The sequence below is a fragment of the Pseudomonas sp. GW822-FHT02G04 genome (assembly GCF_058802085.1).
Window position 1 is genome coordinate 21,969 of record NZ_JBXANU010000016.1, and the last position, 25,089, is coordinate 47,057.

The following is a 25,089-nucleotide window of genomic DNA, read 5'->3' on the forward strand; positions in this document are numbered from 1 at the left end:
TGTGCTATTGATCGTTCCCACGCTCCGCGTGGGAATGCCTCAAGGGACGCTCCGCGTCCAGTGACGCGGAGCGTCACGGGCTGCATTCCCACGCAGAGCGTGGGAACGATCAGTCAGGTGAACTCGAAGGTATCCGCATCCAGATTCGCCGGGAACCGTGTGCGATAAGCCGCCAGTTCCGCCGCGTCCAGCACGACCTTGAACACGCCATCGGCATCGCCTGCGCTGAGCAACGTCTCACCCTGAAAATCCAGGACCTGACTGTCACCGGTATACGCAAAGCCTTTGCCATCGGTACCGATGCGGTTCACCGCCGCCACATAGCAGAGGTTTTCGATCGCCCGTGCCGGCAGCAAACGGTTCCAGTGCTGACGCCGTGCTCCCGGCCAGTTGGCGGTGTACAGCAGCAAATCAGTGTCTTGCGCATCGCGACTCCAGACCGGGAAGCGCAGGTCGTAGCAAATCAGCGGCCGCACTCGCCAGCCCTTCAATTCGAACTGCACCTGACGCTCGCCCGGGGTGTAGTGGTTGTTCTCGCCCGCCATGCGGAACAGATGACGTTTGTCGTAGTGCCACACCTCCCCGTCCGGCCGTGCCCACAGCAGACGGTTGCGATGGCTGCCGTCAGCCGCCTGGACGATGATGCTGCCGGTCACCACCGCGCCCAGCTTCGCCGCCTGAGCCCGCATCCATTTACTGGTGGGGCCATTTTCCGGCTCGGCGAGGGTTTCCGATTCCATGGAGAAACCGGTGGTGAACATCTCCGGCAGGATGATCAGGTCCGCGCCGCGAGCCTGTTCCAGCAACGGCTCGAAATGCTCCAGATTGGCCTGACGATCGTGCCAGGCCAGGGTGGTCTGGATCAGCGCAAGATTCAGATTGGGCAGAGTACTCAGATCACGCATAGTTTTGCCGCTGCTTCACGCAGGGTCTCCTCGCGCTTGGCAAAGCACAGACGCACGAGGCGCTGGCCTTCAGGTGGAGTCTGGTAGAACACCGAGATCGGAATGCTCGCGACGCCATGCTCGCGGGTCATCCACAGCGCCATCTCGACGTCATTGAGGTCCGGGCGAATCTGCGAGTAATCGACCAACTGGAAATAAGTACCGGCCACGCGGGTAAAACTGAAGCGCGACGGCGTCAGCAGATCGCAGAACAGATCGCGCTTGGCCTGATAGAAGCCCGGCAGCTCTTCGACGTGTTCCGGGTGCTCGGCCATGTAATCGGCCAACGCGTACTGCAACGGCGTCACGCCGCAGAAACTGACGTACTGGTGCACCTTGCGCAGCTCCGCGCTAAGGGCCGGCGGCGCCACGACATAGCCGGTTTTCCAACCGGTGACGTGATACGTCTTGCCGAACGAACTGACCACGAAAGCGCGCTGATACAGCTCTTCATGGGCCAATACGCTGGCGTGAGGCACACCGTCGAACACCAGGTGTTCGTAGACTTCGTCGCTGATCACATAGATGTCGCGGTCGCGAATCAATGCCGCCAACTGATCCAGCTCGGCGCGGCTGATCAGCGCACCGCTTGGGTTGTGCGGGGTATTGAGGATGATCATCCGCGTGCGCGGGCTCAGGGCTTCGGCGAGCTTCTGGAAGTCGATGGCGAAGTCCTTCAGGCCGAGTTGCACATGCACACAGCGACCACCGGCCAGCTCGACCGAGGGCTCGTAGCTGTCGTAGCACGGATCGAACACGATCACTTCATCGCCGCTGTGGATTACCGCCTGAATCGCGCAGAAGATCGCCTGGGTCGCGCCAGGGGTGACCGTCACTTCGCTGTCGGCATCGACATGGGCGCCGTAGCTGCGAGCGATCTTCGCCGCGATCTGCTGACGCAACGCCGGCAAACCGGTCATCGGCGAATATTGATTGTGGCCACTGGCGATATGCCGACCGACCGCATCGCGCAGGGCCTGCGGGCCGTCGAAATCGGGAAAACCCTGGGACAGATTGATCGCCCCGGTTTGCGCCGCGAGCTGAGACATCTGCGTGAAGATAGTGATGCCGACATTCGGCAGCTTACTGGTGATCATCGGTGATTCCCTGCTCTACACCCGGCTCTAACGGCGGCACGGGAGAGCCCGAGGATAGCCCATACGACGCCCATAAAAAAAGGGCGCCAACCGGCACCCTTCTTCTAATGTTCACCGCATAACTTGTGGCGAGGGAGCTTGCTCCCGCTCGACTGCGCAGCAGTCGCAAATCAGCCGATGCGTTCTAACTGAACGATCTCGGTTGCAGATATTGGGACCGCTTCGCCGTCCAGCGGGAGCAAGCTCCCTCGCCACAACAAGCCTTCACAAAAAGAGTGAGGCCTTGAATCAGCGCTTGTCGCGGCGCTTCTTGTCGGCTTTCTTGTGGTGCGACATCAAACGACGCTTCTTGTTGACCTGACGGTCGGTGAGCGAGTTCTTGTTGCCTTCGTACGGGTTCTCGCCGCCCTTGAACTCGATGCGGATCGGCGTACCGACCAGCTTGAGCACACGACGGTAAGTGTTTTCCAGGTAACGGACGTAAGACTTCGGCACCTTCTCGATCTGGTTACCGTGGATCACGATGATCGGCGGGTTCGCACCACCCAAGTGGGCATAACGCAGCTTGATCCGGCGGTTGTTGACCATCGGTGGCGCGTGCTCGCCGACCGCATCTTCCAGAATCTGGGTCAGGCGGTTGGTCGGCCAGCGGGTGACCGCGGACTTGAACGAGTTCTGTACCGACGCGTAGAGGTTGCCTACGCCAGTGCCGTGCAGGGCCGAGATGAAGTGGATGTCGGCGAAGTCGACGAAGAACAGTCGACGTTGCAGCTCAACCTTCACGAAGTCGCGCTCGCTCGGCGTCATGCCGTCCCACTTGTTGATCGCGATAACCAGCGCACGACCGGCTTCAAGGGCAAAGCCCAGCAGGTTGAGGTCGTGGTCCACCACGCCTTCGCGGGCGTCCATCACGAAGATCACCACGTTGGCGTCTTTGATCGCCTGCAGGGTTTTGACCACGGAGAACTTTTCGACTTCTTCGTGAATCTTGCCGCGCTTGCGCACACCAGCGGTGTCGATCAGCGTGTACTTCTCGTCGTTACGCTCGAACGGGATGTAGATACTGTCGCGGGTAGTACCGGGCTGGTCATACACGATCACCCGGTCTTCACCGAGCATGCGGTTGACCAGGGTCGACTTGCCGACGTTCGGACGACCGATGATGGCGATCTTGATACCGTCTTTTTCGCTTGGGCCAGGAATGCGCTTGGCTTCCTCACCTTCGGCAACGATCTCTTCCTCTTCGCCTTCTTGCGGTTCTTCTTCGTCTTTCGGGAAGTCGCTCAGGGCGATCTCCAGCATCTGGGTGATGCCACGACCATGGGCACCGGCGATCGGGATCGCGTGGCCCATGCCCAACGGGGCGAATTCGGCGCGGGCCATTTCAGGGTCGATGTTGTCGACCTTGTTGGCGACCACGTAGGAACGCTTGTTACGCTTGCGCAAGTGCTCGGCGATCATCTGGTCGGCGGCGGTAAAACCGGCCTTGGCATCTACCAGGAACAGAACGACATCCGCTTCTTCAATGGCCAGCAGCGACTGCTCGGCCATTTTTTCGTCCATACCGTGCTCGTCACCGGAGATACCGCCAGTGTCGACCAGAATGTAGGAACGCCCTTGCCACTTGGCCTCACCGTATTGGCGATCACGGGTCAGACCGGACAAGTCGCCGACAATGGCGTCGCGAGTCCTGGTCAGGCGGTTGAACAAGGTGGACTTGCCGACGTTCGGTCGGCCCACCAGGGCGATTACGGGAACCATGCGGCTCTCCACTTCGTTATTTCAGAAAATACAAAAGCCGCTGCGAGGCAGCGGCTGGTGCTCGGGGCAGCGCCTGGAAGCGCTGCGAGCCTTGCAGAACAAGGCCGCTTGGGGGTTAAACCCCAAGCATAGTCTTTACTTGATGGTCAGGGCTTCCAGTTTGCCGCTGTTGCCATACACATAAATCGTGTCACCCACCACCAGCGGACGGGCACGCAGGCCGTCGCTGTCGATGCGCTCGCGGCCGACGAAACGACCGTCCACCTGACTCAGCAGGTGCAGGTAACCTTCCAGGTCACCGACTGCAACGTAGCTGGAGAACACTTCCGGAGCCGACAGTTGACGGCGGGCCAGCGAATCGTTGCTCCACAACGCAGTGGTGGAACGTTCGTCGACACCTTCAACAGTGCCCGAAGACAGGCTCACGTAGACGCTGCCAAAACCCTGGGCGACGCCGGCATAGCTGGAAGCATCACGCTGCCAGAGCTGACGACCGCTTTCCAAGTCCAGTGCCGCGACGCGACCCTGGTAGCTGGCGACATACAGTGTACCGCCGGACAGCAGCAAGCCACCGTCGATATCGACCACACGCTCCAGCTCCGAACGACCTTGTGGAATCGCTACACGCTGTTCCCACACCGGCACGCCGTTGGACACATCAAGAGCAACCACTTTACCGGTCGACAGGCCAGCCACCGCGAGGCGGTTGGTGACGATCGGTGCGCTGGTGCCGCGCAGGGTCAGGACTGCTGGCGTGCTGTCATACAACCAGCGCTGGTTGCCGGTGGAGGCATCCAGACCGATCAGACGGTCATCCTGGGTCTGAACCACAACAACGTCACCGTTGGTGGCCGGTGGTGCGAGAACTTCGCTGGTCACGCGAGCGCGCCATTTCTCTTCACCGCTGCTGGCATCCAGGGCAACGATTTCACCCTTGAGCGTGCCGATCATGACCAGACCGTAACCCACGCCAACGGCGCCGGAGACAGGCAGTTCGAGATCTTTCTTCCACTTGACGTCGCCATTGCTGCGATCCATCGCCATCACCACACCGGTGACGTCGGCGGCATAGATGGTATCGCCATCGATCGCCGGAACCAGCATGTTGTAGGTTTCGCCCTGACCGTTACCGATCGAACGACTCCACTGCTTGTGCAGAACCACTTCTTCTTTGAAGTCGGTCAGCTCGGCCGGTGGCAACTCTTTTTTGCTGTTGCTGCTGCAACCCGCGGCCAGAATGGCCAGGGCCAGCAATGCTGCATGTTTCCAACGAATCACGTCACGCATCCCCTTTGGCCAGGTCGTCCAGCTTGATTTGTAGGCCACCGACCGCCGCTTCATCCGACAGTGCCGCCTTGGCTTTTTGATACGCCGCGTTCGCTTCGTCGGTACGACCCAGTTGCACCAGCAGGTCACCCTTGAGTTCTTCGCGAGTGGCCAGGAAGGCCTTGTCGGCATCGCCTTCGAGCAGTTTCAGGGCTTCATCGACCTTGTTCTGCGCGGCCAGCACCTGCGCCAGGCGCTGACGGGCGATTTCACCCAGTGCCGGGTTGGCCGGTTTGTCGACAATGGCTTTCAGCTCGCTGGCTGCGTCGTCCAGCTTGCCGCTGTCGACCGCGACTTTCGCCACGAACAGGCTGCCGTATTGCGCGTAAGCGGTGCCGCCGAACTCGCTGTTGAGCTTGCCGGCCAGTTCCGAAACACGTGCAGCATCAGGCTTGCCGTCAGGCGTCAGCGTGGTTTCCAGCAATTGCTGGTAGAGAATCGAGGCGCCTTGCGACTGATTGCTCTGATACTTGTGAAAGGCCTGCCAGCCGAACACGATGACCAGCGCCAACAGGCCGCCAGTAACCAGGGGCTTGCCGTTGCGTGTCCACCACTCCTTCAACTCCGCCACATGTTCGTCTTCGGTACTCGACACCCCAATACTCCTTAATCGCTAAATCGGCTGTTTGACAGCTTCAACCCTGCACGACGCAGGTGGCCAGGTGTGCAGCAAGCGCATCCCAGGCAATGCTTTGTTGTTCGCCCTGGCCACGCAGGGGTTTGAAACCTACCACTTGCTGGGCCATTTCGTCGTCACCGAGGATCAATGCGTATAGCGCACCGCTCTTGTCGGCTTTCTTGAACTGGCTTTTGAAGCTGCCAGCACCGGCATTCACTTGCAGGCGCAGGTTGGGCAATTGATCACGAACACGCTCGCTCAAGGTCAGACCGGCCAGCTCGGCGGCTTCACCGAAGGCGCAGAGGTAGACGTCGACCTGACGGGAGATCTCTTCGGGGATCTGCTCCAGGGTTTCCAGCAGCAGCACCAGACGCTCGATGCCCATGGCGAAACCAACGCCCGGGGTCGGCTTGCCGCCCATCTGCTCCACCAGACCGTCGTAACGACCACCGGCACATACCGTGCCCTGGGCGCCCAATTGGTCGGTGACCCATTCGAATACAGTCTTGCTGTAGTAATCCAGCCCGCGAACCAGCTTCGGGTTGATCACATAAGGAATGCCGGCGGCGTCCAGACGAGCCTTGAGGCCCTCGAAGTGCACGCGGGATTCTTCGTCGAGGTAGTCGGCCATTTTCGGCGCGTCGGCCAGCACCGCTTGAGTGTCGGCGTTCTTGGTATCCAGGACCCGCAGCGGGTTGGTCTTCAGACGGCGCTGGCTGTCTTCGTCCAGTTGATCCAGGCGAGCGGACAGGTATTCGACCAGTGCTTCACGATAACGACTGCGGGATTCGGCAGTGCCCAGGCTGTTGAGCTCGAGCTTGACCGCATCGCGGATGCCCAGCTCGCCCCACAGACGCCAGGTCAGCACGATCAGCTCGGCGTCGATGTCCGGACCGTCGAGGTTGAAAACTTCACAACCAATCTGGTGGAACTGGCGATAACGGCCTTTCTGCGGACGTTCGTGGCGGAACATCGGGCCGATGTACCAGAGTTTCTGCACCTGGCCGCCGCCGGTAATGCCGTGTTCGAGCACCGCACGCACGCAGGCCGCTGTGCCTTCAGGGCGCAGGGTCAGGGAATCGCCGTTGCGGTCTTCGAAGGTGTACATCTCTTTTTCGACGATGTCGGTCACTTCACCGATGGAGCGCTTGAACAGCTCGGTGAACTCGACGATCGGCATGCGGATCTGCTTGTAACCGTAGTTATCCAGCAGACGCGAAACGGTGCCCTCGAAATGACGCCACAGGGGAGTCTGTTCGGGCAGGATGTCGTTCATGCCACGAATGGCTTGCAGAGACTTGCTCACTTTAAATCCTTAAATTCATTCGGCTCTTTAGTCAGCGTCAGCCGCGAGCGATTACAACCGCGTCAGCTTCGACCTTTTCGGCCGCTTTCTGGCGGATCAAGCGTTCAAGCTCATCCACAAGATTGTCATTCGTCAGTTTCTGCGACGGCTTGCCGTCGATGTAAATCAGGTTTGGCGTGCCGCCGGTCAAGCCGATATGGGCTTCCTTGGCTTCGCCCGGCCCGTTGACCACGCAACCGATCACCGCGACATCCAGCGGCACCAGCAGGTCTTCGAGGCGCCCTTCCAGCTCGTTCATGGTTTTGACCACATCGAAGTTCTGCCGCGAGCAGCTCGGGCAGGCGATGAAGTTGATGCCACGGGAACGCAGGTGCAGGGATTTGAGAATGTCGTAGCCGACTTTCACTTCCTCGACCGGGTCGGCCGCCAACGAGATGCGAATAGTATCGCCAATCCCTTCGGCGAGCAGCATACCGAGGCCCACGGCGGATTTCACTGTGCCTGAACGCAAACCACCGGCTTCGGTGATGCCCAAATGCAGCGGTTGGACGATTTCCTTGGCCAGCAAACGGTAGGCTTCAACGGCCATGAACACGTCGGAGGCTTTTACGCTGACCTTGAAGTCCTGGAAATTCAGGCGTTCAAGGTGTTCGACGTGACGCAGGGCGGACTCGACCAGCGCAGCAGGAGTCGGCTCACCGTATTTTTTTTGCAGGTCTTTTTCCAGGGAACCGGCGTTCACGCCGATACGGATTGGAATCCCGCGATCACGGGCGGCATCGACCACCGCACGTACGCGGTCTTCACGACCGATGTTGCCCGGGTTGATCCGCAGGCAATCAACGCCCAGTTCGGCTACGCGCAGAGCGATCCTGTAGTCGAAGTGGATGTCGGCCACCAACGGCACTTTGACCAGTTGCTTGATCTTGCCGAAGGCTTCGGCGGCGTCCATGTCCGGCACCGAAACCCGAACGATATCGACGCCAGCGGCTTCCAGACGATTGATCTGGGCCACGGTGGCGGCCACGTCATTGGTGTCGCTGTTGGTCATGCTCTGCACAGCGATGGGCGCATCGCCGCCAACAGGCACGTTACCGACCCAGATTTTCCGGGATTCGCGACGCTTGATTGGAGATTCGCCGTGCATGACTTATTGACCTAACTTCAGGCGAGCAGTCTCGCCACTGGTGAACGGAGCGACATCAACCACCTGCCCGTTGTAGCTGACCTGCGCGCCACGGGCGAAGCCCAGACGCACGGCAAAGGGCGGCTTGCCGCTGACGGAAACACTATCGCCTTTACGCTTGAGACCACTCAACAGCACTTTACCCGTGCCGTCGGTCACTTGCGTCCAGCAATCGGCGGTGAATTGCAGTTGAACCTGGCCCTGACCCGCAACCGGAGCTGCTGCCGGTGCAGAAGCTGGAGCAGGAACGGTCGGCGCAACCGCTGCCGGTACAGCAGCTACAGCCGGGGCTGGCGCTGCCGGTGTTGCGACAACCGGAGCAGTATTGTGGGCCGGAGCCGCAGGTGTTGCTACCGGGGCTGCTGGAGCTGGAGCTTGAATTGGCGCCGACGCGCTTGCTTCGGCGCTGGCACGCTCCTCAGCCGACGTTTCAGCCTGCGGCAACGCTAGAGGTGTTTCACCTTCAGCCTCACCTTGCGCAACCGCTTGGTCTTCCGGCTCGTCCAGCGGATGGATCTGGGTGGTGCCGTCGGCGCCTTCGACTTCAACGTGTTCCGGAGCCAGGCTGACCTGGTCCTTGGTGCGCAATGAGGTTTGATCCTGCCACCAGACAAAACCACCGCCAATCACCGCGATCAGCAACAGCAGGCTGACAATCCGCAAAATGGTGTGGGAGACCCGAACAGGTTCTTCGATACGCCCCAGACTGTGGACGTTGCTGCCTTGGGAGTCGGTGCCGGTGGATTGGTCGAACTGCTGAACCAGAACAGCCTGGTCCATGCCCAGCAATTTGGCGTACGCGCGAATATAGCCACGAGCAAAAGTGTGGCCAGGCAGCTTGTCAAAAGCGCCAGCCTCCAGATTGCTCAGGGAATTGACGGTGAGGTTGAGCTTGAGGGCCACTTCGGCCAGCGACCAGCCATTGCTTTCGCGGGCCTGGCGCAAAGTCTCACCGGGGTTAACGCGATTCGCTGCTACAACTTCGGGATGCGCCGCTTTCATCATTGCTCCGACAGGTATTGCTGATATTCCGGCGTACCGGGATAGAGTCGTTTTAATTGCAGGCCAAAACTGGCGGCCTTGTCGCGATCGTCAAACACTTTTGCCAGCCGAACGCCGAGCAATAGACTACGTGCATTTTGCTCGGTGAGCAGGCTAAAACGATCGTAATAGTCACGCGCGGGCACATAATGCCTGTCTTCGAATGACAACTCAGCCATTTCCAGCAAGGCTCGTGGCTGTTGGCGGTTCAAACGCAGGGCTTTTTCCAGCTGCTGGCGAGCCAGGTCACGCTGGCCCAGCTTTGAAGCGGTCATGCCGAGGTTCTCGAAAACCCGCGAACGCTCAGGATACAGGGTATCGGCGGCGGCCTGTTCAAAGCGCTCGTACGCCTCTTTGTAACGTTTTTCTTCGAACAGAAAACTGCCGTAGTTATTCAGGATTCGCGCATCGGCGGGACGGGAAGACAGCGCCTTGCGAAAATACTGATCGGCCAGTTCCGGCTCCATCTCGGCCTGGAACACCAGCCCCAGGGCCGCGTTGGCGTCAGCATCCGAGTCATCCAGTTCCAACGCCTTCTTCAGCGGGACCTTGGCGCGCTCGGTCATGCCCTGCTGCAAGTACCCCAGGCCCAGCTGCACGTAGGCGGCACGCGCTTCATCACGGCCCTTGCTGGTCTTCATCGGGTTGAAATCGCCCGACAGGACACAACCAGCACAAAGGCTGGCCAACAGCACAAGCAGCGCGAAGCGCAGGGACATAGAGATCCTCTCTTAATTATTGTTCGCAGCGTTTTGCGGCATATCGTTGTCGGCGCTCAACTCACGCACGGCGATATAACGTTCGCTGCGACGGGTGCGATCCAGCACCTGCCCTACCAATTGGCCACACGCGGCATCGATGTCTTCACCACGAGTGGTACGCACGGTGACGTTGAAGCCTGCATGGTGAAGCTGATCCTGGAAACGACGAATCGCATTGTTGCTCGGACGCTCGTAACCGGAGTGCGGGAACGGGTTGAACGGAATCAGGTTGATCTTGCACGGAACGTTCTTGAGCAACTCGATCATTTCGACCGCGTGTTCGACCTTGTCGTTGATGTCTTTGAGCAAGGTGTACTCGATGGTCAGCACGCGCTTTTCGCCCAGGGACGACATGTAGCGCTGGCACGACTCCAGCAGCATCTTAAGCGGATACTTCTTGTTGATCGGCACCAATTGGTTACGCAATGCGTCATTCGGTGCGTGCAGGGACAACGCCAGGGAAACGTCGATGTGCTTGGACAGCTCATCGATCATCGGCACCACACCCGAAGTCGACAGGGTTACGCGACGCTTGGAGATGCCATAGCCCAGGTCATCCATCATCAGATGCATGGCGGCCACGACGTTGTCGAAGTTCAGCAGCGGCTCACCCATGCCCATCATCACCACGTTGGTGATGGCACGGTCGACGGTTGCCGGGACGCTGCCAAAGGATTTGTTGGCAATCCACACCTGGCCGATGACTTCGGCGGCGGTGAGGTTGCTATTGAAACCTTGCTTGCCGGTGGAGCAGAAACTGCAATCCAGGGCACAGCCTGCCTGGGACGAAACGCACAAGGTGCCGCGTTTGCCCTGGGGAATGTAAACGGTCTCGACGCAGCTGCCGGACGCCACGCGCACCACCCATTTACGGGTGCCGTCGCTGGAGATGTCCTCGCTGACCACTTCCGGACCACGAATTTCAGCAACAGCCTTGAGCTTTTCGCGCAAGGCCTTGCTGACGTTCGTCATGGCGTCGAAATCATCGACGCCAAAGTGGTGAATCCATTTCATTACCTGACCGGCACGGAAACGCTTCTCCCCGATCGAGTCGAAGAATTTTTCCATTTCCTGTTGAGTCAGACCCAGCAGGTTGGTTTTTACAGTCGATGTAGTCATGGATTCACCTTCACTCTTAAGCCAATGCTTAGCGAGTGGTTACTTCAGTAGCTGCGAAGAAGTACGAGATTTCGCGAGCAGCAGCGGCTTCGGAGTCCGAACCGTGTACGGCGTTGGCGTCGATGGAATCAGCGAAGTCAGCGCGGATGGTGCCGGCAGCAGCTTCTTTAGGGTTGGTAGCGCCCATCAGCTCACGGTTCAGAGCGATAGCGTTTTCGCCTTCCAGAACCTGAACGACAACCGGACCGGAAATCATGAAAGCAACCAGGTCGTTGAAGAAACCACGAGCGCTGTGCTCAGCGTAGAAGCCTTCAGCTTCGGCTTTGGACAGTTGCTTCAGTTTCGAAGCTACAACGCGCAGGCCTGCTTTTTCGAAACGAGTGGTGATCTCGCCGATGACGTTTTTAGCAACAGCGTCAGGCTTGATGATGGAGAAAGTACGTTGAACAGCCATGGTGTAACTCCAGAAACGGTAATTTGCGAAAAATTAAACCCGCGAATTATACGCGGGTTCTTTGGTATTGCCTAACTGCGTACGGTGCAGAGTCAGTCTGCTTCTTCGATCCAGGCGGCCTGAATGGCTTCAAGCACCTTCTCGCCACCGCGGGTCGGATCATCACTGAACTCCGGCAATGCCAGCACCCACTGGTGCAGATCGACGAAGTTCACGTAACGCGGGTCCACATCCGGCTTTGACTCCGCCAGCTGGATCGCGATTTCCAGCACATCAACCCATTTCAGGCTCATGAAAGCTCCTTGAATCAGTGCGGCGCTTCGGCTGCATGGTTGAGCGAGTATTTCGGAATTTCGACGGTCAGGTCTTCAGTCCCGACTTTTGCCTGACAGGCCAGGCGTGACTGGGCTTCCAGCCCCCAAGCCTTATCAAGATAGTCTTCCTCCAGCTCATCAGCCTCTTCCAGCGAGTCAAAACCCTCACGAACGATGCAGTGACAAGTGGTGCACGCACAGACGCCGCCACAAGCGCTTTCCATCTCGATATGGTGTTCATGGGCCAGTTCGAGAATGGATATGCCAGGCTCAGCCTCCACAACCATGCCTTCCGGGCAGAACTTCTCGTGTGGCAGAAAAATGACCTGCGGCATCAATTATTCCTCGATTTCATTCAGATTGCGCCCCGCCAGAGCGGCTTTCACCGTCGAGTCCAGGCGGCGGGCAGCAAAGGCATCGGTCACTTGCGACAGACGTTTGGTCTGCTGCTCAATGGCGTAACCATCGGTGCCTTTCATCAATTCGGTCAGTTCCTGCATCTGCAATTCGATGACCATGCGCTCTTCGGCGTCGAGCAGGCGTTCGCCGTCGACATCCAGAGCGCCCTGCACTGCCTCGATCAGGCGCTGGGCATCGACCTGCTGCTCACGCAATACGCGGGCGACCTTGTCGTCATTGGCGTGCTGGAACGAATCCTTGAGCATTTTGGCGATTTCGCCGTCGGTCAGGCCGTAGGACGGTTTGACCTGAATGCTGGCTTCGACACCCGAACCCAATTCGCGGGCCGAGACACTGAGCAGACCGTCGGCGTCGACCTGGAAGGTCACGCGAATCTTCGCCGCACCAGCGACCATCGCCGGAATACCGCGCAATTCGAAGCGGGCCAGGGAGCGGCAGTCGCTGATCAACTCACGCTCGCCCTGCAATACATGGATCGCCATGGCCGACTGGCCGTCTTTATAAGTGGTGAAGTCCTGAGCCCGGGCGACAGGGATGGTGGTGTTGCGCGGAATCACCTTCTCCATCAGGCCGCCCATGGTTTCCAGCCCCAGGGACAACGGAATCACGTCGAGCAACAGCAGTTCACCGCCGTCACGCTTGTTGCCGGCCAGGGTATCGGCCTGGATCGCGGCTCCGATGGCCACGACTTGATCCGGGTCGATTTCGGTCAGCGGTTCGCGACCGAAGGCTTGCGCAACGGCTTCGCGAACGCGCGGCACACGAGTCGAGCCGCCGACCATGACCACCGCGTGAACGTCTTCCAGCTCAATGCCGGAATCACGCACCGCGCGGCGACAGGCTTTCAGGCTGCGAGCAACCATTGGCTCGATCAGCGCATTGAACGCTTCACGGGTCAGCTCAGCCTTCCAGTCGCCATAGGCGACTTCGACGGACGAGGAGTCGGTCAGGGTTTCTTTGGCCGCACACGCGGTTTGCAGCAGATTGCGCTGCTCGCCCGGATCGAGGTCGGCCGACAGACCGGCACTCTCGATGATCCAGCCAGCAATGGCGTGATCGAAGTCATCGCCACCCAAAGCGCTGTCGCCGCCGGTAGCCAGCACTTCGAACACACCGCCGGTCAGGCGCAGAATCGAAATATCGAAGGTGCCGCCGCCCAGGTCATAAATGGCAACCAGACCTTCAGCCTGTTGATCCAGACCGTAAGCCACCGCAGCAGCGGTCGGCTCATTGAGCAAGCGCAGCACGTTCAGGCCGGCCAGTTTGGCCGCATCCTTGGTGGCTTGACGCTGAGCGTCATCGAAATAAGCCGGAACGGTGATCACTGCACCGACCAGTTCGCCGCCCAAGGTCGCTTCAGCGCGCTGGCGTAGCACCTTGAGGATATCGGCGGAGACTTCGACCGGGCTTTTCGGACCTTGCACCGTGTCGATGAACGGCATGTGCGACTCGCCATCGACAAAACGGTACGGCAGCTGATCGCCCAATTGCTTGACGTCGGACAAACCACGTCCCATCAAGCGCTTGACCGACAGCACAGTGTTCAGAGGATCGGTAGCGGCAGCCAGTTTGGCCGATTCGCCGACTTCGACGCGATCGGCGTGATAGCGCACGGCAGACGGCAGGATAACCTGCCCTTGCGCGTCGGCCAGAGGCTCGGAAAGACCACTGCGCAATGCAGCGACCAGCGAATTGGTAGTGCCCAAGTCGATCCCCACAGCCAGACGACGCTGGTGCGGTTGAGGACTTTGGCCGGGTTCGGCGATCTGCAGTAGGGCCATCGTGATCAGGACTTATCTGTATATCAGGCGTGCGACCGGAGCGGCACTGGGTTAATCGTCGAGGCGCTCTTCTAACTGGCGCACTTCGTAGGTGAGCTTGTCGAGGAACTGCATGCGCCGCATCAGGCGTTCAGCCCGTTCACGTTGCGCTGCATCATTCCAGCAAGCTGCGAAGCTTTGGTTCAGTTCATCCTGAGCGGCCTTGAGGCGGCGCTTGAACGTGGCAATACCCGCCATGTCGGCGCTGTCCTGCAGATCCTCAAGCTCTTCACGCAACTCCATCTGCTGCAGAAGAAACTCCGGATCATGCACCGTGACCTCCAGCGGCAACTCGCCACCACTCAATGCGAGCAAGTATCGCGCGCGCTTGGGGGGGCTTTTGAGCGTCTGGTAGGCCTCGTTGAGGCTCGCGGATTGCTCGAGCGCCAGCCGCTGCTCGCGCTCGGAAGCGTCGGCGAAGCGGTCCGGATGAACGCCGCGCGCCAACTCACGGTAGCGCGTAGCCAGCTGATCGAGGTCCAGATTGAAACTCGGTTGCAGCTCAAATAAAGCGAAATGACAAGGAGTACCCACAAGTAGCCTCAGATGTTGAAGCTTTCGCCGCAGCCACATTCACCGCGTACGTTGGGGTTGTTGAACTTGAAGCCTTCGTTCAACCCTTCCTTGACGAAATCAAGCTCGGTGCCGTCCAGGTACGCCAGGCTTTTCGGGTCGATGATCACTTTCTCGCCGTGACTTTCGAACACTTGATCGTCCGCGCCTACCTCGTCGACAAACTCCAGCACATAGGCAAGGCCGGAACAGCCCGTGGTGCGAACACCCAGACGAATCCCATCACCCTTGCCGCGCCCGTTGAGGGAGCGTCGCACGTGTTGAGCAGCCGCTTCTGTCATGCTGATAGCCATCGGTGACTCCTTACTCGTCGCCAAATCTTGAAAGTCAGATCAAGCCTTTCTTCTGCTTGTAGTCGCGAACGGCCGCTTTGATAGCGTCTTCAGCGAGTACGGAGCAGTGAATTTTCACTGGCGGCAGGGCCAGTTCTTCGGCCAGCTGAGTGTTTTTGATGGTCTCTGCTTCATCCAGAGTCTTGCCTTTCATCCACTCGGTCGCCAGGGAGCTGGAGGCGATCGCCGAACCGCAACCGTAAGTCTTGAACTTGGCGTCTTCGATGATGCCTTGCTCGTTGACCTTGATCTGCAGACGCATCACGTCGCCGCACGCCGGAGCGCCGACCATGCCGGTGCCGACATCAGGATCTTCTGCATCCATCTTGCCGACGTTGCGCGGGTTCTCGTAGTGGTCGATGACCTTTTCGCTGTAAGCCATGATTCTTAATCCTCACTCATCAGGAGTCGCTCTTGAAGCCCTGCCAATCGTGGATTCGCAGGGCCCGGTTGCGGCGACTTGAATATCAGTGTGCCGCCCACTCGATTTTCGAAATGTCGACGCCGTCTTTGTACATGTCCCACAGCGGCGACAGAGTGCGCAGCTTGGTGACGGCCTCGCAGACTTTCTGCGCGGCGTAGTCGATTTCTTCTTCGGTGGTGAAACGGCCGAAGGTGAAGCGAATCGAGCTGTGTGCCAGTTCGTCGTTGCGGCCCAGAGCGCGCAGCACGTACGAAGGCTCAAGCGATGCCGAGGTGCAGGCCGAACCCGACGAAACCGCCAGATCCTTGAGCGCCATGATCAGCGACTCGCCTTCGACGTAGTTGAAGCTCAGGTTCAGGTTGTGCGGTACGCGGGCGGTCATGCTGCCGTTGACGTACAACTCTTCCAGGCCTTCAACCTGTTTGAAGAAACGGTCGCTCAGCGCTTTGATGCGTGCATTCTCGGCAGCCATGTCTTCCTTGGCCACACGGAACGCTTCGCCCATGCCGACGATCTGGTGAGTCGCCAGGGTGCCGGAACGCATGCCACGCTCGTGACCGCCGCCATGCATGGTCGCTTCGATGCGCACACGCGGCTTGCGGCTGACGTACAGCGCGCCGATGCCTTTAGGGCCGTAGGTTTTGTGGGCAGAGAACGACATCAGGTCGACTTTCAGTTTCGACAGGTCGATCTCGACCTTGCCGGTGGACTGAGCGGCGTCGACGTGGAACAGGATACCGCGGGAGCGGGTCAGCTCACCGATGGCAGCGATGTCGTTGATGGTGCCGATTTCGTTGTTCACGTGCATGACCGATACCAGAATGGTGTCGTCACGCAGGGCAGCTTCGACCATTTCCGGAGTGACCAGGCCATCTTCACGAGGATCGAGGTACGTCACTTCGAAACCTTCACGCTCCAGTTGGCGCATGGTGTCGAGGACAGCCTTGTGCTCAATCTTGGTGGTGATCAGGTGTTTGCCTTTGGTGGAGTAGAAATGCGCCGCACCCTTGATTGCCAGGTTGTCGGACTCGGTGGCACCGGAGGTCCAGACGATTTCACGCGGGTCGGCGTTAACCAGGTCAGCGACCTGACGACGAGCGTTCTCGACAGACTCTTCGGCTTTCCAGCCGAACACGTGGGAACGGGACGCCGGGTTACCGAAGTTTCCGTCGACCAGCAGGCATTCACTCATCTTTTGCGCGACACGCGGATCAACCGGGGTGGTCGCAGAGTAATCAAGGTAAATCGGCAATTTCATGGACTATCTCCTAAATCAGGCTGGCTGGCGTGCCGCTAGCTCTTTGGCTGTCATTCGACGGCGGACGCTTCAATCTTGTCCAGGCGTGGCGTCTTGCTGTTGCAACGACGCTGGTCCTGACGCTGGGCTACTTCTTGCACCTCACGGCGAGTTACAAGGTCAGCCAAGCTGATACCGCTCAGAAATTCGTGAATCTGCAGGCTCAGATCGCACCACAAATGGTGGGTCAGACAGGTGTCGCCGGAATGGCAATCGCCCTGCCCCTGGCACTTGGTTGCATCGACCGATTCGTTGACCGCATCGATTACCTGGGCGACCTGGATGCCCTGCATGTCGCGGGACAGTTGGTAGCCACCGCCCGGACCGCGAACGCTGGACACCAGATTGCTACGGCGCAATTTGGCGAAAAGCTGCTCGAGGTAGGACAGGGAGATGCCTTGGCGCTCGGAGATATCGGCCAGGGACACCGGCCCGTGCTGCGCGTGCAACGCCAGGTCAAGCATGGCGGTCACGGCGTATCGGCCTTTTGTAGTCAGTCGCATGGACAATTACCACGGAATTCGGAATGGGGCGAGTATGCAATTCCCGAGTATTTAAGTCAACTATAAGACCTAGCGCTTTACTCAGGTTTACCCGCAAAAGAGCGCGCGCATCATAGCAGGGTCTACGGCGTAATGGCACACCACTCAGCGCGGTGTATATGCCTGAATGCGACCCGCAGGAGCTGCCGAAGACTGCGATCTTTTCGCCTTAAAGAGCAAAATCAAAAGATCGCAGCCTGCGGCAGCTCCTACGCCGGGATCAGCTGGCCTTGCTTTCGTCCTTGCCCTTCACACAGGCAAAGTCTTCTTCGCGCAGTTCAGGCAGATCCTTGGCACAGTAATTACTGCCCAGATCCTTCAGCGCACCGCACATACCCTCCAGACGACCATCGACCGCCTGCAAGTGATCGAGCAGTTGGCCGATCGCCCGGGCCACCGGGTCCGGCATATCTTCGCCGACTCCGTAGGCATCGAAACCGATCTTCTCGGCCATGGCCTTGCGCTTGGCATCCTGCTCATCGTCGGACTTGACGATAATCCGCCCCGGAATCCCCACCACCGTTGCCCCCGGCGGAACCGCCTTGGTGACCACGGCGTTGGAACCCACCTTGGCCCCGGCACCGACAGTGAATGGGCCGAGCACCTTGGCGCCCGCGCCAACCACCACGCCATCTTCCAGGGTCGGGTGACGCTTGCCCTTGTTCCAGCTGGTGCCACCGAGGGTCACGCCTTGATAAAGGGTGACATCGTTGCCGATCTCGGCGGTCTCACCAATAACGATGCCCATGCCATGGTCGATAAAGAAGCGACGACCGACCTTGGCCCCCGGATGAATCTCGATTCCGGTCAACCAGCGACCGAAGTTCGACACCAGCCGCGCCAGCCATTTCAGGTCCGCGCGCCACAGGGCCGCCGACAAACGGTGAATCCAGATGGCATGCATGCCCGGGTAGCACGTCAGAACTTCAAAAGCGTTACGCGCCGCCGGGTCTCGATGGAATACGCTCTGGATATCTTCACGCAAACGCTCAAACATCATTAATCCTTCCGCTTTAGAAGCTCGCCACGGGCCGCTTTCTGGGTTTCCGTGAGGATGCCACGCAATATATTCATTTCCGCCCGGCTGACCGAGCTGCGTCCGTACAACCGGCGCAGGCGCGCCATCAAGTGCCGCGGTTTTTCCGGGTCGAGGAATTCGATGGCCACCAGGGTTTGCTCCAGGTGCCCATAGAATCGCTCCAGCTCATCCATGGTCGCCAACTCACCACTCTTGGTGGACGCCACTTCCTCCTTCTCGACCTTGCTCGGCTGACCTTGGGCCGCCAGCCAGGACATGCGCACTTCATAGCTCAACACCTGCACCGCCGCCCCGAGGTTCAGCGAACTGAACTCGGGGTCTGATGGGATGTGCACGTGATAATGACATCGCTGCAGCTCTTCGTTGGTCAGGCCGGAATCTTCACGACCGAACACCAATGCGATCTCGGCACCCTGCCCCGCTTCCTCGACCACCCTCACACCGCACTCACGGGGATCGAGCAACGGCCAGGGAATACGACGATCACGGGCGCTGGTACCCAGCACCAGATTGCAGCCGACCAAGGCATCTTCCAAGGTGGCGACGACTTGCGCGTTTTCAAGGATGTCCCCGGCGCCGGACGCACGCGCATCGGCCTCGTGGTGCGGGAACAATCGCGGCTCGACCAGCACCAGTCGCGACAGGCCCATGTTCTTCATGGCACGCGCAGCACCGCCGATATTTCCGGGATGACTGGTATTGACCAGGACGACACGAATGTTTTGCAGCAAGGGAGGCGCTCTCGAACACATTATCGGGAGCAGAATCTTACAGCTCCTCCTACCGTTAAGCCATGAAAGCGAACACCGACCTTCTCCTGTAGAAACTTTCTGATAGAATGCCCGGCTTTCTTTAACAACCTTAGGTGACACATCCATGCAGCCCATGCTGAATATCGCGCTGCGCGCCGCCCGCAGCGCCAGTGAATTGATCTTCCGCTCCATCGAGCGCCTGGATACCATCAAGGTCGACGAAAAAGACGCCAAGGATTACGTATCCGAGGTGGATCGCGCCGCCGAACAGAAAATCATCGACGCACTGCGCAAGGCCTACCCGAACCACTCGATCATGGGTGAAGAAACCGGCATGCACGCCGGCACCGGCATCGAAGGCGAAGAATACCTGTGGATCATCGATCCACTGGACGGCACCACCAACTTCCTGCGCGGCATTCCTCACTTCGCCGTCAGCATCGCCTGCAAATACCGCGGTCGCCTGGAACACGCTGTTGTTCTGGACCCGGTTCGCCAGGAAGAATTCACCGCCAGCCGCGGTCGCGGCGCTCAACTGAACGGTCGTCGCCTGCGCGTTAGCGGCCGCACCAGCCTGGACGGCGCCCTGCTGGGTACCGGCTTCCCGTTCCGTGACGATCAGATGGACAACCTCGATAACTACTTGGGCATGTTCCGCGCCCTGGTTGGCCAGACCGCCGGCATCCGCCGCGCCGGCTCGGCAAGCCTCGACCTGGCCTACGTGGCTGCCGGTCGCTTCGACGCCTTCTGGGAGTCAGGCCTGTCCGAGTGGGACATGGCTGCAGGCGCCCTGCTGATCCAGGAAGCCGGCGGCTTGGTGAGCGACTTCACCGGCGGTCACGACTTCCTGGAGAAAGGTCACGTCGTTGCCGGCAACACCAAGTGCTTCAAGGCAGTACTGACAGCGATCCAGCCACACCTGCCAGCGTCGCTGAAGCGCTAAGCGCCCAGACTCAAAAAGCCGCAACACCTAAAGCAAACGCCCCGACTGGTTCGGGGCGTTTGCTTTTGTGCGAACTAATGCCACCAAGCTAAGCCGTAACGCGATCCGTAGCAGCTGTCGAAGCCTGCTGCTACAGGAAGCGCGCCGCAGTTTTTTATATGCAGCCATAACGAAAAATGCCCCGTATCTTTCGATACGGGGCATTTTCTTGAAAAGCCAACCTGAGCAGGTCAGCTTTTCGGCATCGGAAGCTGGACTTAAGCCAGTTTTTCCTTGATGCGAGCTGCTTTACCGGACAGGTCACGCAGGTAGTACAGCTTGGCCTTACGTACATCACCGCGACGCTTGACAGCCATGCTGTCGATTTGCGGGCTGTAGGTCTGGAAAGTACGCTCTACACCAACACCGTTGGAGATTTTACGAACGGTGAAAGCACTGTTTACGCCGCGGTTACGCTTGGCGATAACTACGCCTTCGAACGCTTGCAGACGCGAACGATCGCCTTCCTTCACTTTCACCTGAACGACAATGGTGTCGCCCGGGGCAAAGGTAGGGATCTCTTTAGTCATCTGCTCTGCTTCGAGTGCAAGGATGATTTTGTTAGTCATGCTGTGCTCCTAAGGTAAATCGTCGGATCTACCATCGATACGTTGTTAACTATCGTCCCGCTCGCGGATGTATTCCTCGAGCAGCTTCTTCTCTTCTCCAGAAAGCGAGCGGCTTTCCAGAAGATCGGCGCGTCGTTCATAGGTCCGACCAAGGGACTGCTGTAAACGCCAACGCCGGATGTGCGCGTGATTGCCACTTAGCAATACGTCGGGAACACGCTGATCCGCATACACCTCCGGTCGGGTGTAGTGCGGGCAATCCAGCAAACCATCCGTAAAGGAATCTTCCTCGGCGGAGTCCGCATGCCCTAAAGCTCCAGGCAGCAGTCGTGTAACCGCATCGATCAGGACCATCGCCGGCAGCTCGCCGCCAGACAGTACATAGTCGCCAATCGACCACTCTTCATCGACATGAGCATCAATAAAACGCTCGTCAATGCCTTCATAGCGGCCGGCAATCAGGATCAATGCATCTAGATTCGCCAACTCGCGTACCGCCGACTGGGTCAGTTGACGGCCTTGGGGGGACAGGTAAATTACCTTCGCCGCCTCCCCGGCTGCTGCCTTGACCTGAACCAGAGCATCTTCCAGGGGCTTGATCTTCATCACCATGCCCGGACCACCGCCAAATGGGCGATCATCCACAGTGTGATGTCGATCCGTCGTGTAGTCTCGCGGATTCCAACAGGTAAGCTGCAACAGCCCCTGCTTCACCGCCCGACTGGTGATGCCGTACTCGCTGATGGCGGAAAACATCTCGGGAAACAAACTGATCACTTCTACGCGCAGGTTAGCCACGTTTAGAAGTCCGCATCCCATTCCACCTTCATCTCGCCCGCGGCAAGGTCGACGGCCAACACGCATTGCCCGGTATACGGCAACAGGCGTTCACGATCATCCAGGCTGCCAGCGCAAGGCTTGACCACCATTACATCATTGGCGCCGGTTTCCAGAAGATGATCGATTTTCCCGAACAGTTGCCCGTGAGTATCGATGACCTTCAGACCTTCCAGCTGGTACCAGTAGTACTCGCCGTCGGTCAATTCAGGGAACAGGTTGCGCGGCACGCAGATCTCATAACCAGCCAGAAGACGAGCTTCTTCACGATCATCAAGCCCCTTGAGCTTTGCGACCAGGAACTTGTCGTTCCCGCGTCCACTGACCAGCTCGACCTGTTTTACGTTGCCTTCGCGCTTGAGCGTCCAGGTTTTGTAGTCCAACAGGTTTTTAATCGGATCAGTAAAGGAATACACCTTCACTTCGCCGCGAACGCCGTGAACAGAATAAATCTTGCCGATAACGATCAAATCATCAGCAACAGCTGGCGTCGCGCTCATATTGCTCAGGCCGCAGCCTTAGCAGATTCCTTCAACAACTGAGCAACGCGCTCAGAAGGCTGTGCACCAACGCTCAGCCAGTAGGCTACGCGCTCTTGGTTCACGGACAGACGAACTTCTTGACCACGAGCAACAGGGTTGAAGAAACCAACCTGTTCCTTGTGCGAACCGTCACGCGGGTTGCGGCTGTCGGTTACGGTCAAGTGGTAAAACGGGCGCTTTTTGGAGCCGCCAAGGGCAAGACGGATTGTTAGCATGTGAACATCGTTCCTGTAGTCGGTGCTGCAAATCTAAATGCACAGCGGGCATAGGTGCCCGAAAGGCCGCATATTCTAAGGAATATCCGGACTTTTGCAAATGTCTTTTTCCGGCGCCTATCGGCGTGCCATCCAGATTTGCTATAGAGCCATCGTTGAAGATGGCCAGTCAGCTCCCGCCAAGTGCGGGTTTGCTGGAGATCCCACGTCCGTGTGGGGCTGCGCCGACATGACTGCCGGCGCGAGTTCTTCGTGCCCAGTCTCGCCAACACTGCTCAATTTTGGCGAGTGACTGTTAACCTCAGGCAAGGCGCCGCGACGAGCCATAGCTGGCTATGGCGAGGAGCGGCAACGCAGCATGAGGTTAACAGGCGCCGCCAAAACTGAGCAGTGTTGGCGTGACTGGACACTATATTTTTGGCATACCGCCGCCGGGCAACATACCGCCCATGCCGCGCATCATTTTGGCCATTCCGCCTTTGGCGGAGAATTTCTTCATCATCTTCTGCATCTGCTTGTGCTGCTTGATCAAGCGACCGATGTCCTGCACCTGGGTGCCGGAACCCATGGCGATCCGGCGCTTGCGCGAACCACTGATCAGCTCAGGGTCGCGGCGCTCGGCCGGGGTCATGGAATTGATGATGGCTTCCATCTGTTTGAACTGTTTCTCTGCCGCGCCCTGGGCATTGCCCATCTGCGCCAGGTTCACACCACCGATATTCGGCAGTTTGTCCATGAGACCGCCGAGGCCGCCCATGTTCTTCATCTGTTGCAACTGATCGCGGAAGTCTTCGAGGTCGAAGCCCTTGCCCTTCTTCAGCTTCTTGGCCAGTTTGTCGGCCTTGTCCTTGTCGAGGGTCGCTTCGGCCTGTTCGATCAGACTGAGCACGTCGCCCATGCCGAGGATGCGCGAGGCGATACGCTCTGGGTGGAACGGTTCGAGCGCTTCGCTCTTCTCACCCATACCGATGAACTTGATCGGCTTGCCGGTGATGGCTCGTACCGACAGCGCGGCACCGCCACGGGCATCGCCGTCGACCTTGGTCAGGATCACACCGGTCAGCGGCAATGCATCACCGAAGGCCTTGGCCGTGTTGGCGGCGTCCTGGCCGGTCATGGCATCGACCACGAACAGGGTTTCGACCGGATTGATCGCGGCGTGCAGCGCCTTGATCTCGCCCATCATCTCTTCGTCGATATGCAGACGACCGGCGGTATCGACGATAACCACGTCGATGAATTTCAGCTTGGCTTCTTTAATAGCCGCTTGCGCGATGTCGACCGGCTTCTGGCTCAGGTCGGACGGGAAGAACGTCACGCCGATGTCGTTGGCCAGGGTTTCCAGCTGCTTGATCGCCGCCGGACGGTAAACGTCCGCGGACACGACCATGACCGACTTCTTCTTGCGCTCCTTAAGGAAACGCGCCAGTTTGCCGGCGGTGGTGGTTTTACCCGCACCCTGCAAACCAGCCATCAGAACCACGGCCGGTGGAACGGCGCTCAGGTTCAGGTCTTCGTTGGCCGCGCCCATCAGGCTTTCGAGTTCGGCCTGGACGATCTTCACGAAGGCCTGGCCTGGCGTCAGGCTGCGCGACACCTCGGTGCCGACAGCGCGCTCCTTGACCGAATTGACGAAGTCTTTGACCACCGGCAAGGCGACGTCGGCCTCGAGCAACGCCATGCGCACTTCACGCAGGGTGTCTTTGATGTTGTCTTCGGTCAGCTTGGCCTTGCCGGTGACATGGCGCAGCGTCTGCGAGAGACGGTCGGTTAAGTTTTCAAACATTGCGCGATCCTTTCAGGCCCTGTGTAGACCGGGATAATGGCGGCCCAGACCGGAATCAACATGTGCTCGGCGAGCCTGCGGCGTGGGCAGGTCGCGGATTATAGCGAAGACTGCGTCTGGCGGACACCTCGCCGTCAGCTTGCATGGTCTTTCGTGCCGTATGGGTTCTATGCCAAACTCAACGCCTTTCGGGCCTGCCTAACAGGATTTATGCTCCCCTTGTCACCCAGCTTGCTTACCACTCTCGCCGCCGCCTGCTTATATGCCGCTGCGACCTTCTATCAAGGCACTCGTCTGGCCTCCGGCGCCAAGGCGAACAAACGCCTGCTGGTCACGCTCGGCGTACTGGCCGTGCTGGCCCACAGCGCCAGCCTGATCAGCTATCTGCTGACTCCGGTCGGCCTGGCCCTGGACTTTTTCAGCGCCGCCAGCCTGATTGCCGCAGCGGTCATTGCCCTGACCCTGCTGGCCTGCTCACGGATTCCGGTGGAAAACCTGCTTATATTGCTGTTCCCGCTGGGCGCCGCTACTGCGCTGCTGGCACAGTTCGCCCCCGCCGGCACGGTGCAAATCATTGACGAAGAGCCAGGCATTCTCGCCCACATTCTCTTGTCGATTCTCGCTTACGGCATGTTCACCATCGCAGTGTTCCAGGCCTTGCTGCTGCTGGTTCAGGACCATCAGCTCAAGCACAAGCATCCGTCCGGGCTGATCAAGAACTTCCCGCCGCTGCAAACCATGGAAAGCCTGCTGTTCGGCTTCCTCTGGGCCGGCTGGAGCCTGCTGTCGTTGTCGCTGATTTCCGGCTGGCTGTTCGTCGAGAACCTGTTCGCTCAGCACCTGGTGCATAAAACCCTGCTGGCGTGCCTGGCCTGGATCGTGTTCAGCGTGCTGCTCTGGGGGCGCAACCGTCTCGGCTGGCGCGGACACAAAGCCATCCGCTGGACCCTTGCCGGTTTCTGCCTGCTGATGCTGGCGTATTTCGGCAGCAAGCTGGTCCGCGAATACATTCTGCACATCTGACGGGCGGC

At 59.0% G+C, this 25,089-nt stretch carries 28 protein-coding genes; 2 read left to right on the forward strand and 26 right to left on the reverse strand.

Annotation, left to right across the window (positions count from 1 at the left end):
* Positions 1-113: 113 nt before the first annotated feature.
* From AC1RO5_RS19490 to trmJ, 21 genes are all read right to left on the reverse strand, one after another.
* Positions 114-905 (reverse strand): amidohydrolase, encoded by a 792-nt coding sequence (locus AC1RO5_RS19490; RefSeq protein WP_493177049.1) that lies wholly within the window; start codon positions 903-905, stop codon positions 114-116.
* On the reverse strand, positions 893-2,041 hold the full coding sequence (locus AC1RO5_RS19495; protein WP_413696822.1) for a pyridoxal phosphate-dependent aminotransferase: 1,149 nt from the start codon (positions 2,039-2,041) through the stop codon (positions 893-895). Before AC1RO5_RS19495 ends, AC1RO5_RS19490 begins: the two co-directional genes overlap by 13 nt.
* A 288-nt stretch (positions 2,042-2,329) precedes the next feature.
* Positions 2,330-3,802 (reverse strand): ribosome biogenesis GTPase Der, encoded by a 1,473-nt coding sequence (gene der / locus AC1RO5_RS19500; protein WP_018927059.1) that lies wholly within the window; start codon positions 3,800-3,802, stop codon positions 2,330-2,332.
* A gap of 135 nt (positions 3,803-3,937) precedes the next feature.
* On the reverse strand, positions 3,938-5,089 hold the full coding sequence (bamB, locus tag AC1RO5_RS19505; RefSeq protein WP_019581056.1) for an outer membrane protein assembly factor BamB: 1,152 nt from the start codon (positions 5,087-5,089) through the stop codon (positions 3,938-3,940).
* Positions 5,082-5,723 carry a tetratricopeptide repeat protein gene (locus tag AC1RO5_RS19510; RefSeq protein WP_019647771.1) on the reverse strand — a complete coding sequence of 214 codons (642 nt, stop codon included), beginning with the start codon at positions 5,721-5,723 and terminating at the stop codon, positions 5,082-5,084. Before AC1RO5_RS19510 ends, bamB begins: the two co-directional genes overlap by 8 nt.
* A 40-nt stretch (positions 5,724-5,763) precedes the next feature.
* On the reverse strand, positions 5,764-7,053 hold the full coding sequence (gene hisS, locus AC1RO5_RS19515) for a histidine--tRNA ligase (protein ID WP_493177051.1): 1,290 nt from the start codon (positions 7,051-7,053) through the stop codon (positions 5,764-5,766).
* 37 nt (positions 7,054-7,090) lie between these two features.
* Positions 7,091-8,200, reverse strand: coding sequence for a flavodoxin-dependent (E)-4-hydroxy-3-methylbut-2-enyl-diphosphate synthase (gene ispG / locus AC1RO5_RS19520; protein ID WP_493177053.1), 1,110 nt, complete (start codon positions 8,198-8,200; stop codon positions 7,091-7,093).
* A gap of 3 nt (positions 8,201-8,203) precedes the next feature.
* Positions 8,204-9,241 carry a RodZ domain-containing protein gene (locus tag AC1RO5_RS19525; protein WP_493177055.1) on the reverse strand — a complete coding sequence of 346 codons (1,038 nt, stop codon included), beginning with the start codon at positions 9,239-9,241 and terminating at the stop codon, positions 8,204-8,206.
* Positions 9,241-9,999, reverse strand: coding sequence for a type IV pilus biogenesis/stability protein PilW (gene pilW / locus AC1RO5_RS19530; RefSeq protein ID WP_493177057.1), 759 nt, complete (start codon positions 9,997-9,999; stop codon positions 9,241-9,243). The genes AC1RO5_RS19525 and pilW overlap by 1 nt, the downstream gene beginning before the upstream one ends.
* Before the next feature lie 12 nt (positions 10,000-10,011).
* Positions 10,012-11,160, reverse strand: coding sequence for a dual-specificity RNA methyltransferase RlmN (rlmN, locus tag AC1RO5_RS19535; RefSeq protein ID WP_007941385.1), 1,149 nt, complete (start codon positions 11,158-11,160; stop codon positions 10,012-10,014).
* Positions 11,161-11,188: 28 nt separating this feature from the next.
* Complete coding sequence (gene ndk, locus AC1RO5_RS19540; protein WP_007903599.1) at positions 11,189-11,614, reverse strand: nucleoside-diphosphate kinase; 426 nt, start codon at positions 11,612-11,614, stop codon at positions 11,189-11,191.
* 92 nt (positions 11,615-11,706) lie between these two features.
* Entirely contained in the window at positions 11,707-11,907 is a 201-nt protein-coding gene (gene iscX, locus AC1RO5_RS19545; RefSeq protein ID WP_007941386.1) for a Fe-S cluster assembly protein IscX, read from the reverse strand.
* A gap of 14 nt (positions 11,908-11,921) precedes the next feature.
* Positions 11,922-12,263, reverse strand: a complete 342-nt coding sequence (fdx, locus tag AC1RO5_RS19550) for an ISC system 2Fe-2S type ferredoxin (RefSeq protein WP_007941387.1) — start codon at positions 12,261-12,263, stop codon at positions 11,922-11,924.
* A 3-nt stretch (positions 12,264-12,266) separates the two neighbouring features.
* A complete protein-coding gene (hscA, locus tag AC1RO5_RS19555) occupies positions 12,267-14,129 on the reverse strand; it encodes a Fe-S protein assembly chaperone HscA (RefSeq protein ID WP_493177059.1) in 1,863 nt (620 codons plus the stop codon).
* Between the two features lie 51 nt (positions 14,130-14,180).
* Positions 14,181-14,702 carry a co-chaperone HscB gene (gene hscB, locus AC1RO5_RS19560; RefSeq protein WP_018927068.1) on the reverse strand — a complete coding sequence of 174 codons (522 nt, stop codon included), beginning with the start codon at positions 14,700-14,702 and terminating at the stop codon, positions 14,181-14,183.
* A gap of 8 nt (positions 14,703-14,710) precedes the next feature.
* A complete protein-coding gene (gene iscA / locus AC1RO5_RS19565) occupies positions 14,711-15,034 on the reverse strand; it encodes an iron-sulfur cluster assembly protein IscA (RefSeq protein WP_007941391.1) in 324 nt (107 codons plus the stop codon).
* 34 nt (positions 15,035-15,068) lie between these two features.
* Positions 15,069-15,455: a Fe-S cluster assembly scaffold IscU gene (gene iscU / locus AC1RO5_RS19570; protein WP_003443374.1), complete on the reverse strand. Its 387-nt coding sequence runs from the start codon at positions 15,453-15,455 to the stop codon at positions 15,069-15,071.
* 85 nt (positions 15,456-15,540) lie between these two features.
* Positions 15,541-16,755, reverse strand: a complete 1,215-nt coding sequence (locus AC1RO5_RS19575; protein ID WP_007941393.1) for an IscS subfamily cysteine desulfurase — start codon at positions 16,753-16,755, stop codon at positions 15,541-15,543.
* A 50-nt stretch (positions 16,756-16,805) separates the two neighbouring features.
* Positions 16,806-17,297, reverse strand: a complete 492-nt coding sequence (iscR, locus tag AC1RO5_RS19580; protein WP_007941394.1) for a Fe-S cluster assembly transcriptional regulator IscR — start codon at positions 17,295-17,297, stop codon at positions 16,806-16,808.
* 259 nt (positions 17,298-17,556) lie between these two features.
* The gene (gene cysE, locus AC1RO5_RS19585; protein WP_019647768.1) at positions 17,557-18,333 is read right to left on the reverse strand and encodes a serine O-acetyltransferase; all 777 of its coding nucleotides are present in this window, start codon (positions 18,331-18,333) and stop codon (positions 17,557-17,559) included.
* A gap of 2 nt (positions 18,334-18,335) precedes the next feature.
* The gene (trmJ, locus tag AC1RO5_RS19590) at positions 18,336-19,106 is read right to left on the reverse strand and encodes a tRNA (cytosine(32)/uridine(32)-2'-O)-methyltransferase TrmJ (RefSeq protein WP_493177062.1); all 771 of its coding nucleotides are present in this window, start codon (positions 19,104-19,106) and stop codon (positions 18,336-18,338) included.
* A 145-nt stretch (positions 19,107-19,251) separates the two neighbouring features.
* Here trmJ and suhB point away from each other — a divergent pair, with 145 nt between their 5' ends.
* Positions 19,252-20,070, forward strand: coding sequence for a type III secretion system regulator SuhB (gene suhB, locus AC1RO5_RS19595; protein WP_007982736.1), 819 nt, complete (start codon positions 19,252-19,254; stop codon positions 20,068-20,070).
* 257 nt (positions 20,071-20,327) lie between these two features.
* On the opposite strand, the gene rplS is transcribed toward suhB, so the two are convergent.
* The 5 genes from rplS to ffh all read right to left on the reverse strand — a co-directional run bounded on the left by rplS (position 20,328) and on the right by ffh (position 24,058).
* Positions 20,328-20,678 (reverse strand): 50S ribosomal protein L19, encoded by a 351-nt coding sequence (gene rplS, locus AC1RO5_RS19600; RefSeq protein ID WP_003175895.1) that lies wholly within the window; start codon positions 20,676-20,678, stop codon positions 20,328-20,330.
* Between the two features lie 45 nt (positions 20,679-20,723).
* Complete coding sequence (gene trmD, locus AC1RO5_RS19605) at positions 20,724-21,497, reverse strand: tRNA (guanosine(37)-N1)-methyltransferase TrmD (protein WP_493177063.1); 774 nt, start codon at positions 21,495-21,497, stop codon at positions 20,724-20,726.
* A complete protein-coding gene (gene rimM, locus AC1RO5_RS19610) occupies positions 21,479-22,015 on the reverse strand; it encodes a ribosome maturation factor RimM (protein ID WP_493177065.1) in 537 nt (178 codons plus the stop codon). The genes trmD and rimM overlap by 19 nt, the downstream gene beginning before the upstream one ends.
* 5 nt (positions 22,016-22,020) lie before the next feature.
* On the reverse strand, positions 22,021-22,272 hold the full coding sequence (gene rpsP, locus AC1RO5_RS19615; protein WP_003198088.1) for a 30S ribosomal protein S16: 252 nt from the start codon (positions 22,270-22,272) through the stop codon (positions 22,021-22,023).
* Between the two features lie 409 nt (positions 22,273-22,681).
* A complete protein-coding gene (gene ffh, locus AC1RO5_RS19620) occupies positions 22,682-24,058 on the reverse strand; it encodes a signal recognition particle protein (RefSeq protein ID WP_493177066.1) in 1,377 nt (458 codons plus the stop codon).
* Between the two features lie 210 nt (positions 24,059-24,268).
* Here ffh and AC1RO5_RS19625 point away from each other — a divergent pair, with 210 nt between their 5' ends.
* On the forward strand, positions 24,269-25,081 hold the full coding sequence (locus AC1RO5_RS19625; RefSeq protein WP_019647764.1) for a cytochrome C assembly family protein: 813 nt from the start codon (positions 24,269-24,271) through the stop codon (positions 25,079-25,081).
* Positions 25,082-25,089 lie beyond the last annotated feature (8 nt).

Coding starts and splice junctions, on each gene's coding strand:
- AC1RO5_RS19575 (WP_007941393.1), bottom strand. CDS start 16,755: ATGAAATTGCCGATTTACCTTGATTACTCTGCGACCACCCCGGTTGAT.
- pilW (WP_493177057.1), bottom strand. CDS start 9,999: ATGTCCCTGCGCTTCGCGCTGCTTGTGCTGTTGGCCAGCCTTTGTGCT.
- rimM (WP_493177065.1), bottom strand. CDS start 22,015: ATGAGCGCGACGCCAGCTGTTGCTGATGATTTGATCGTTATCGGCAAG.
- ffh (WP_493177066.1), bottom strand. CDS start 24,058: ATGTTTGAAAACTTAACCGACCGTCTCTCGCAGACGCTGCGCCATGTC.
- AC1RO5_RS19495 (WP_413696822.1), bottom strand. CDS start 2,041: ATGATCACCAGTAAGCTGCCGAATGTCGGCATCACTATCTTCACGCAG.
- ispG (WP_493177053.1), bottom strand. CDS start 8,200: ATGCACGGCGAATCTCCAATCAAGCGTCGCGAATCCCGGAAAATCTGG.
- AC1RO5_RS19525 (WP_493177055.1), bottom strand. CDS start 9,241: ATGAAAGCGGCGCATCCCGAAGTTGTAGCAGCGAATCGCGTTAACCCC.
- der (WP_018927059.1), bottom strand. CDS start 3,802: ATGGTTCCCGTAATCGCCCTGGTGGGCCGACCGAACGTCGGCAAGTCC.
- iscA (WP_007941391.1), bottom strand. CDS start 15,034: ATGGCTATCAGCATGACAGAAGCGGCTGCTCAACACGTGCGACGCTCC.
- hscA (WP_493177059.1), bottom strand. CDS start 14,129: ATGGCCCTACTGCAGATCGCCGAACCCGGCCAAAGTCCTCAACCGCAC.
- ndk (WP_007903599.1), bottom strand. CDS start 11,614: ATGGCTGTTCAACGTACTTTCTCCATCATCAAGCCTGACGCTGTTGCT.
- rpsP (WP_003198088.1), bottom strand. CDS start 22,272: ATGCTAACAATCCGTCTTGCCCTTGGCGGCTCCAAAAAGCGCCCGTTT.
- trmD (WP_493177063.1), bottom strand. CDS start 21,497: ATGGGATGCGGACTTCTAAACGTGGCTAACCTGCGCGTAGAAGTGATC.
- suhB (WP_007982736.1), top strand. CDS start 19,252: ATGCAGCCCATGCTGAATATCGCGCTGCGCGCCGCCCGCAGCGCCAGT.
- rlmN (WP_007941385.1), bottom strand. CDS start 11,160: ATGACTACATCGACTGTAAAAACCAACCTGCTGGGTCTGACTCAACAG.
- cysE (WP_019647768.1), bottom strand. CDS start 18,333: ATGTTTGAGCGTTTGCGTGAAGATATCCAGAGCGTATTCCATCGAGAC.
- fdx (WP_007941387.1), bottom strand. CDS start 12,263: ATGCCGCAGGTCATTTTTCTGCCACACGAGAAGTTCTGCCCGGAAGGC.
- rplS (WP_003175895.1), bottom strand. CDS start 20,678: ATGACTAACAAAATCATCCTTGCACTCGAAGCAGAGCAGATGACTAAA.
- AC1RO5_RS19625 (WP_019647764.1), top strand. CDS start 24,269: ATGCTCCCCTTGTCACCCAGCTTGCTTACCACTCTCGCCGCCGCCTGC.
- bamB (WP_019581056.1), bottom strand. CDS start 5,089: ATGCGTGACGTGATTCGTTGGAAACATGCAGCATTGCTGGCCCTGGCC.
- iscR (WP_007941394.1), bottom strand. CDS start 17,297: ATGCGACTGACTACAAAAGGCCGATACGCCGTGACCGCCATGCTTGAC.
- AC1RO5_RS19490 (WP_493177049.1), bottom strand. CDS start 905: ATGCGTGATCTGAGTACTCTGCCCAATCTGAATCTTGCGCTGATCCAG.
- iscX (WP_007941386.1), bottom strand. CDS start 11,907: ATGAGCCTGAAATGGGTTGATGTGCTGGAAATCGCGATCCAGCTGGCG.
- iscU (WP_003443374.1), bottom strand. CDS start 15,455: ATGGCTTACAGCGAAAAGGTCATCGACCACTACGAGAACCCGCGCAAC.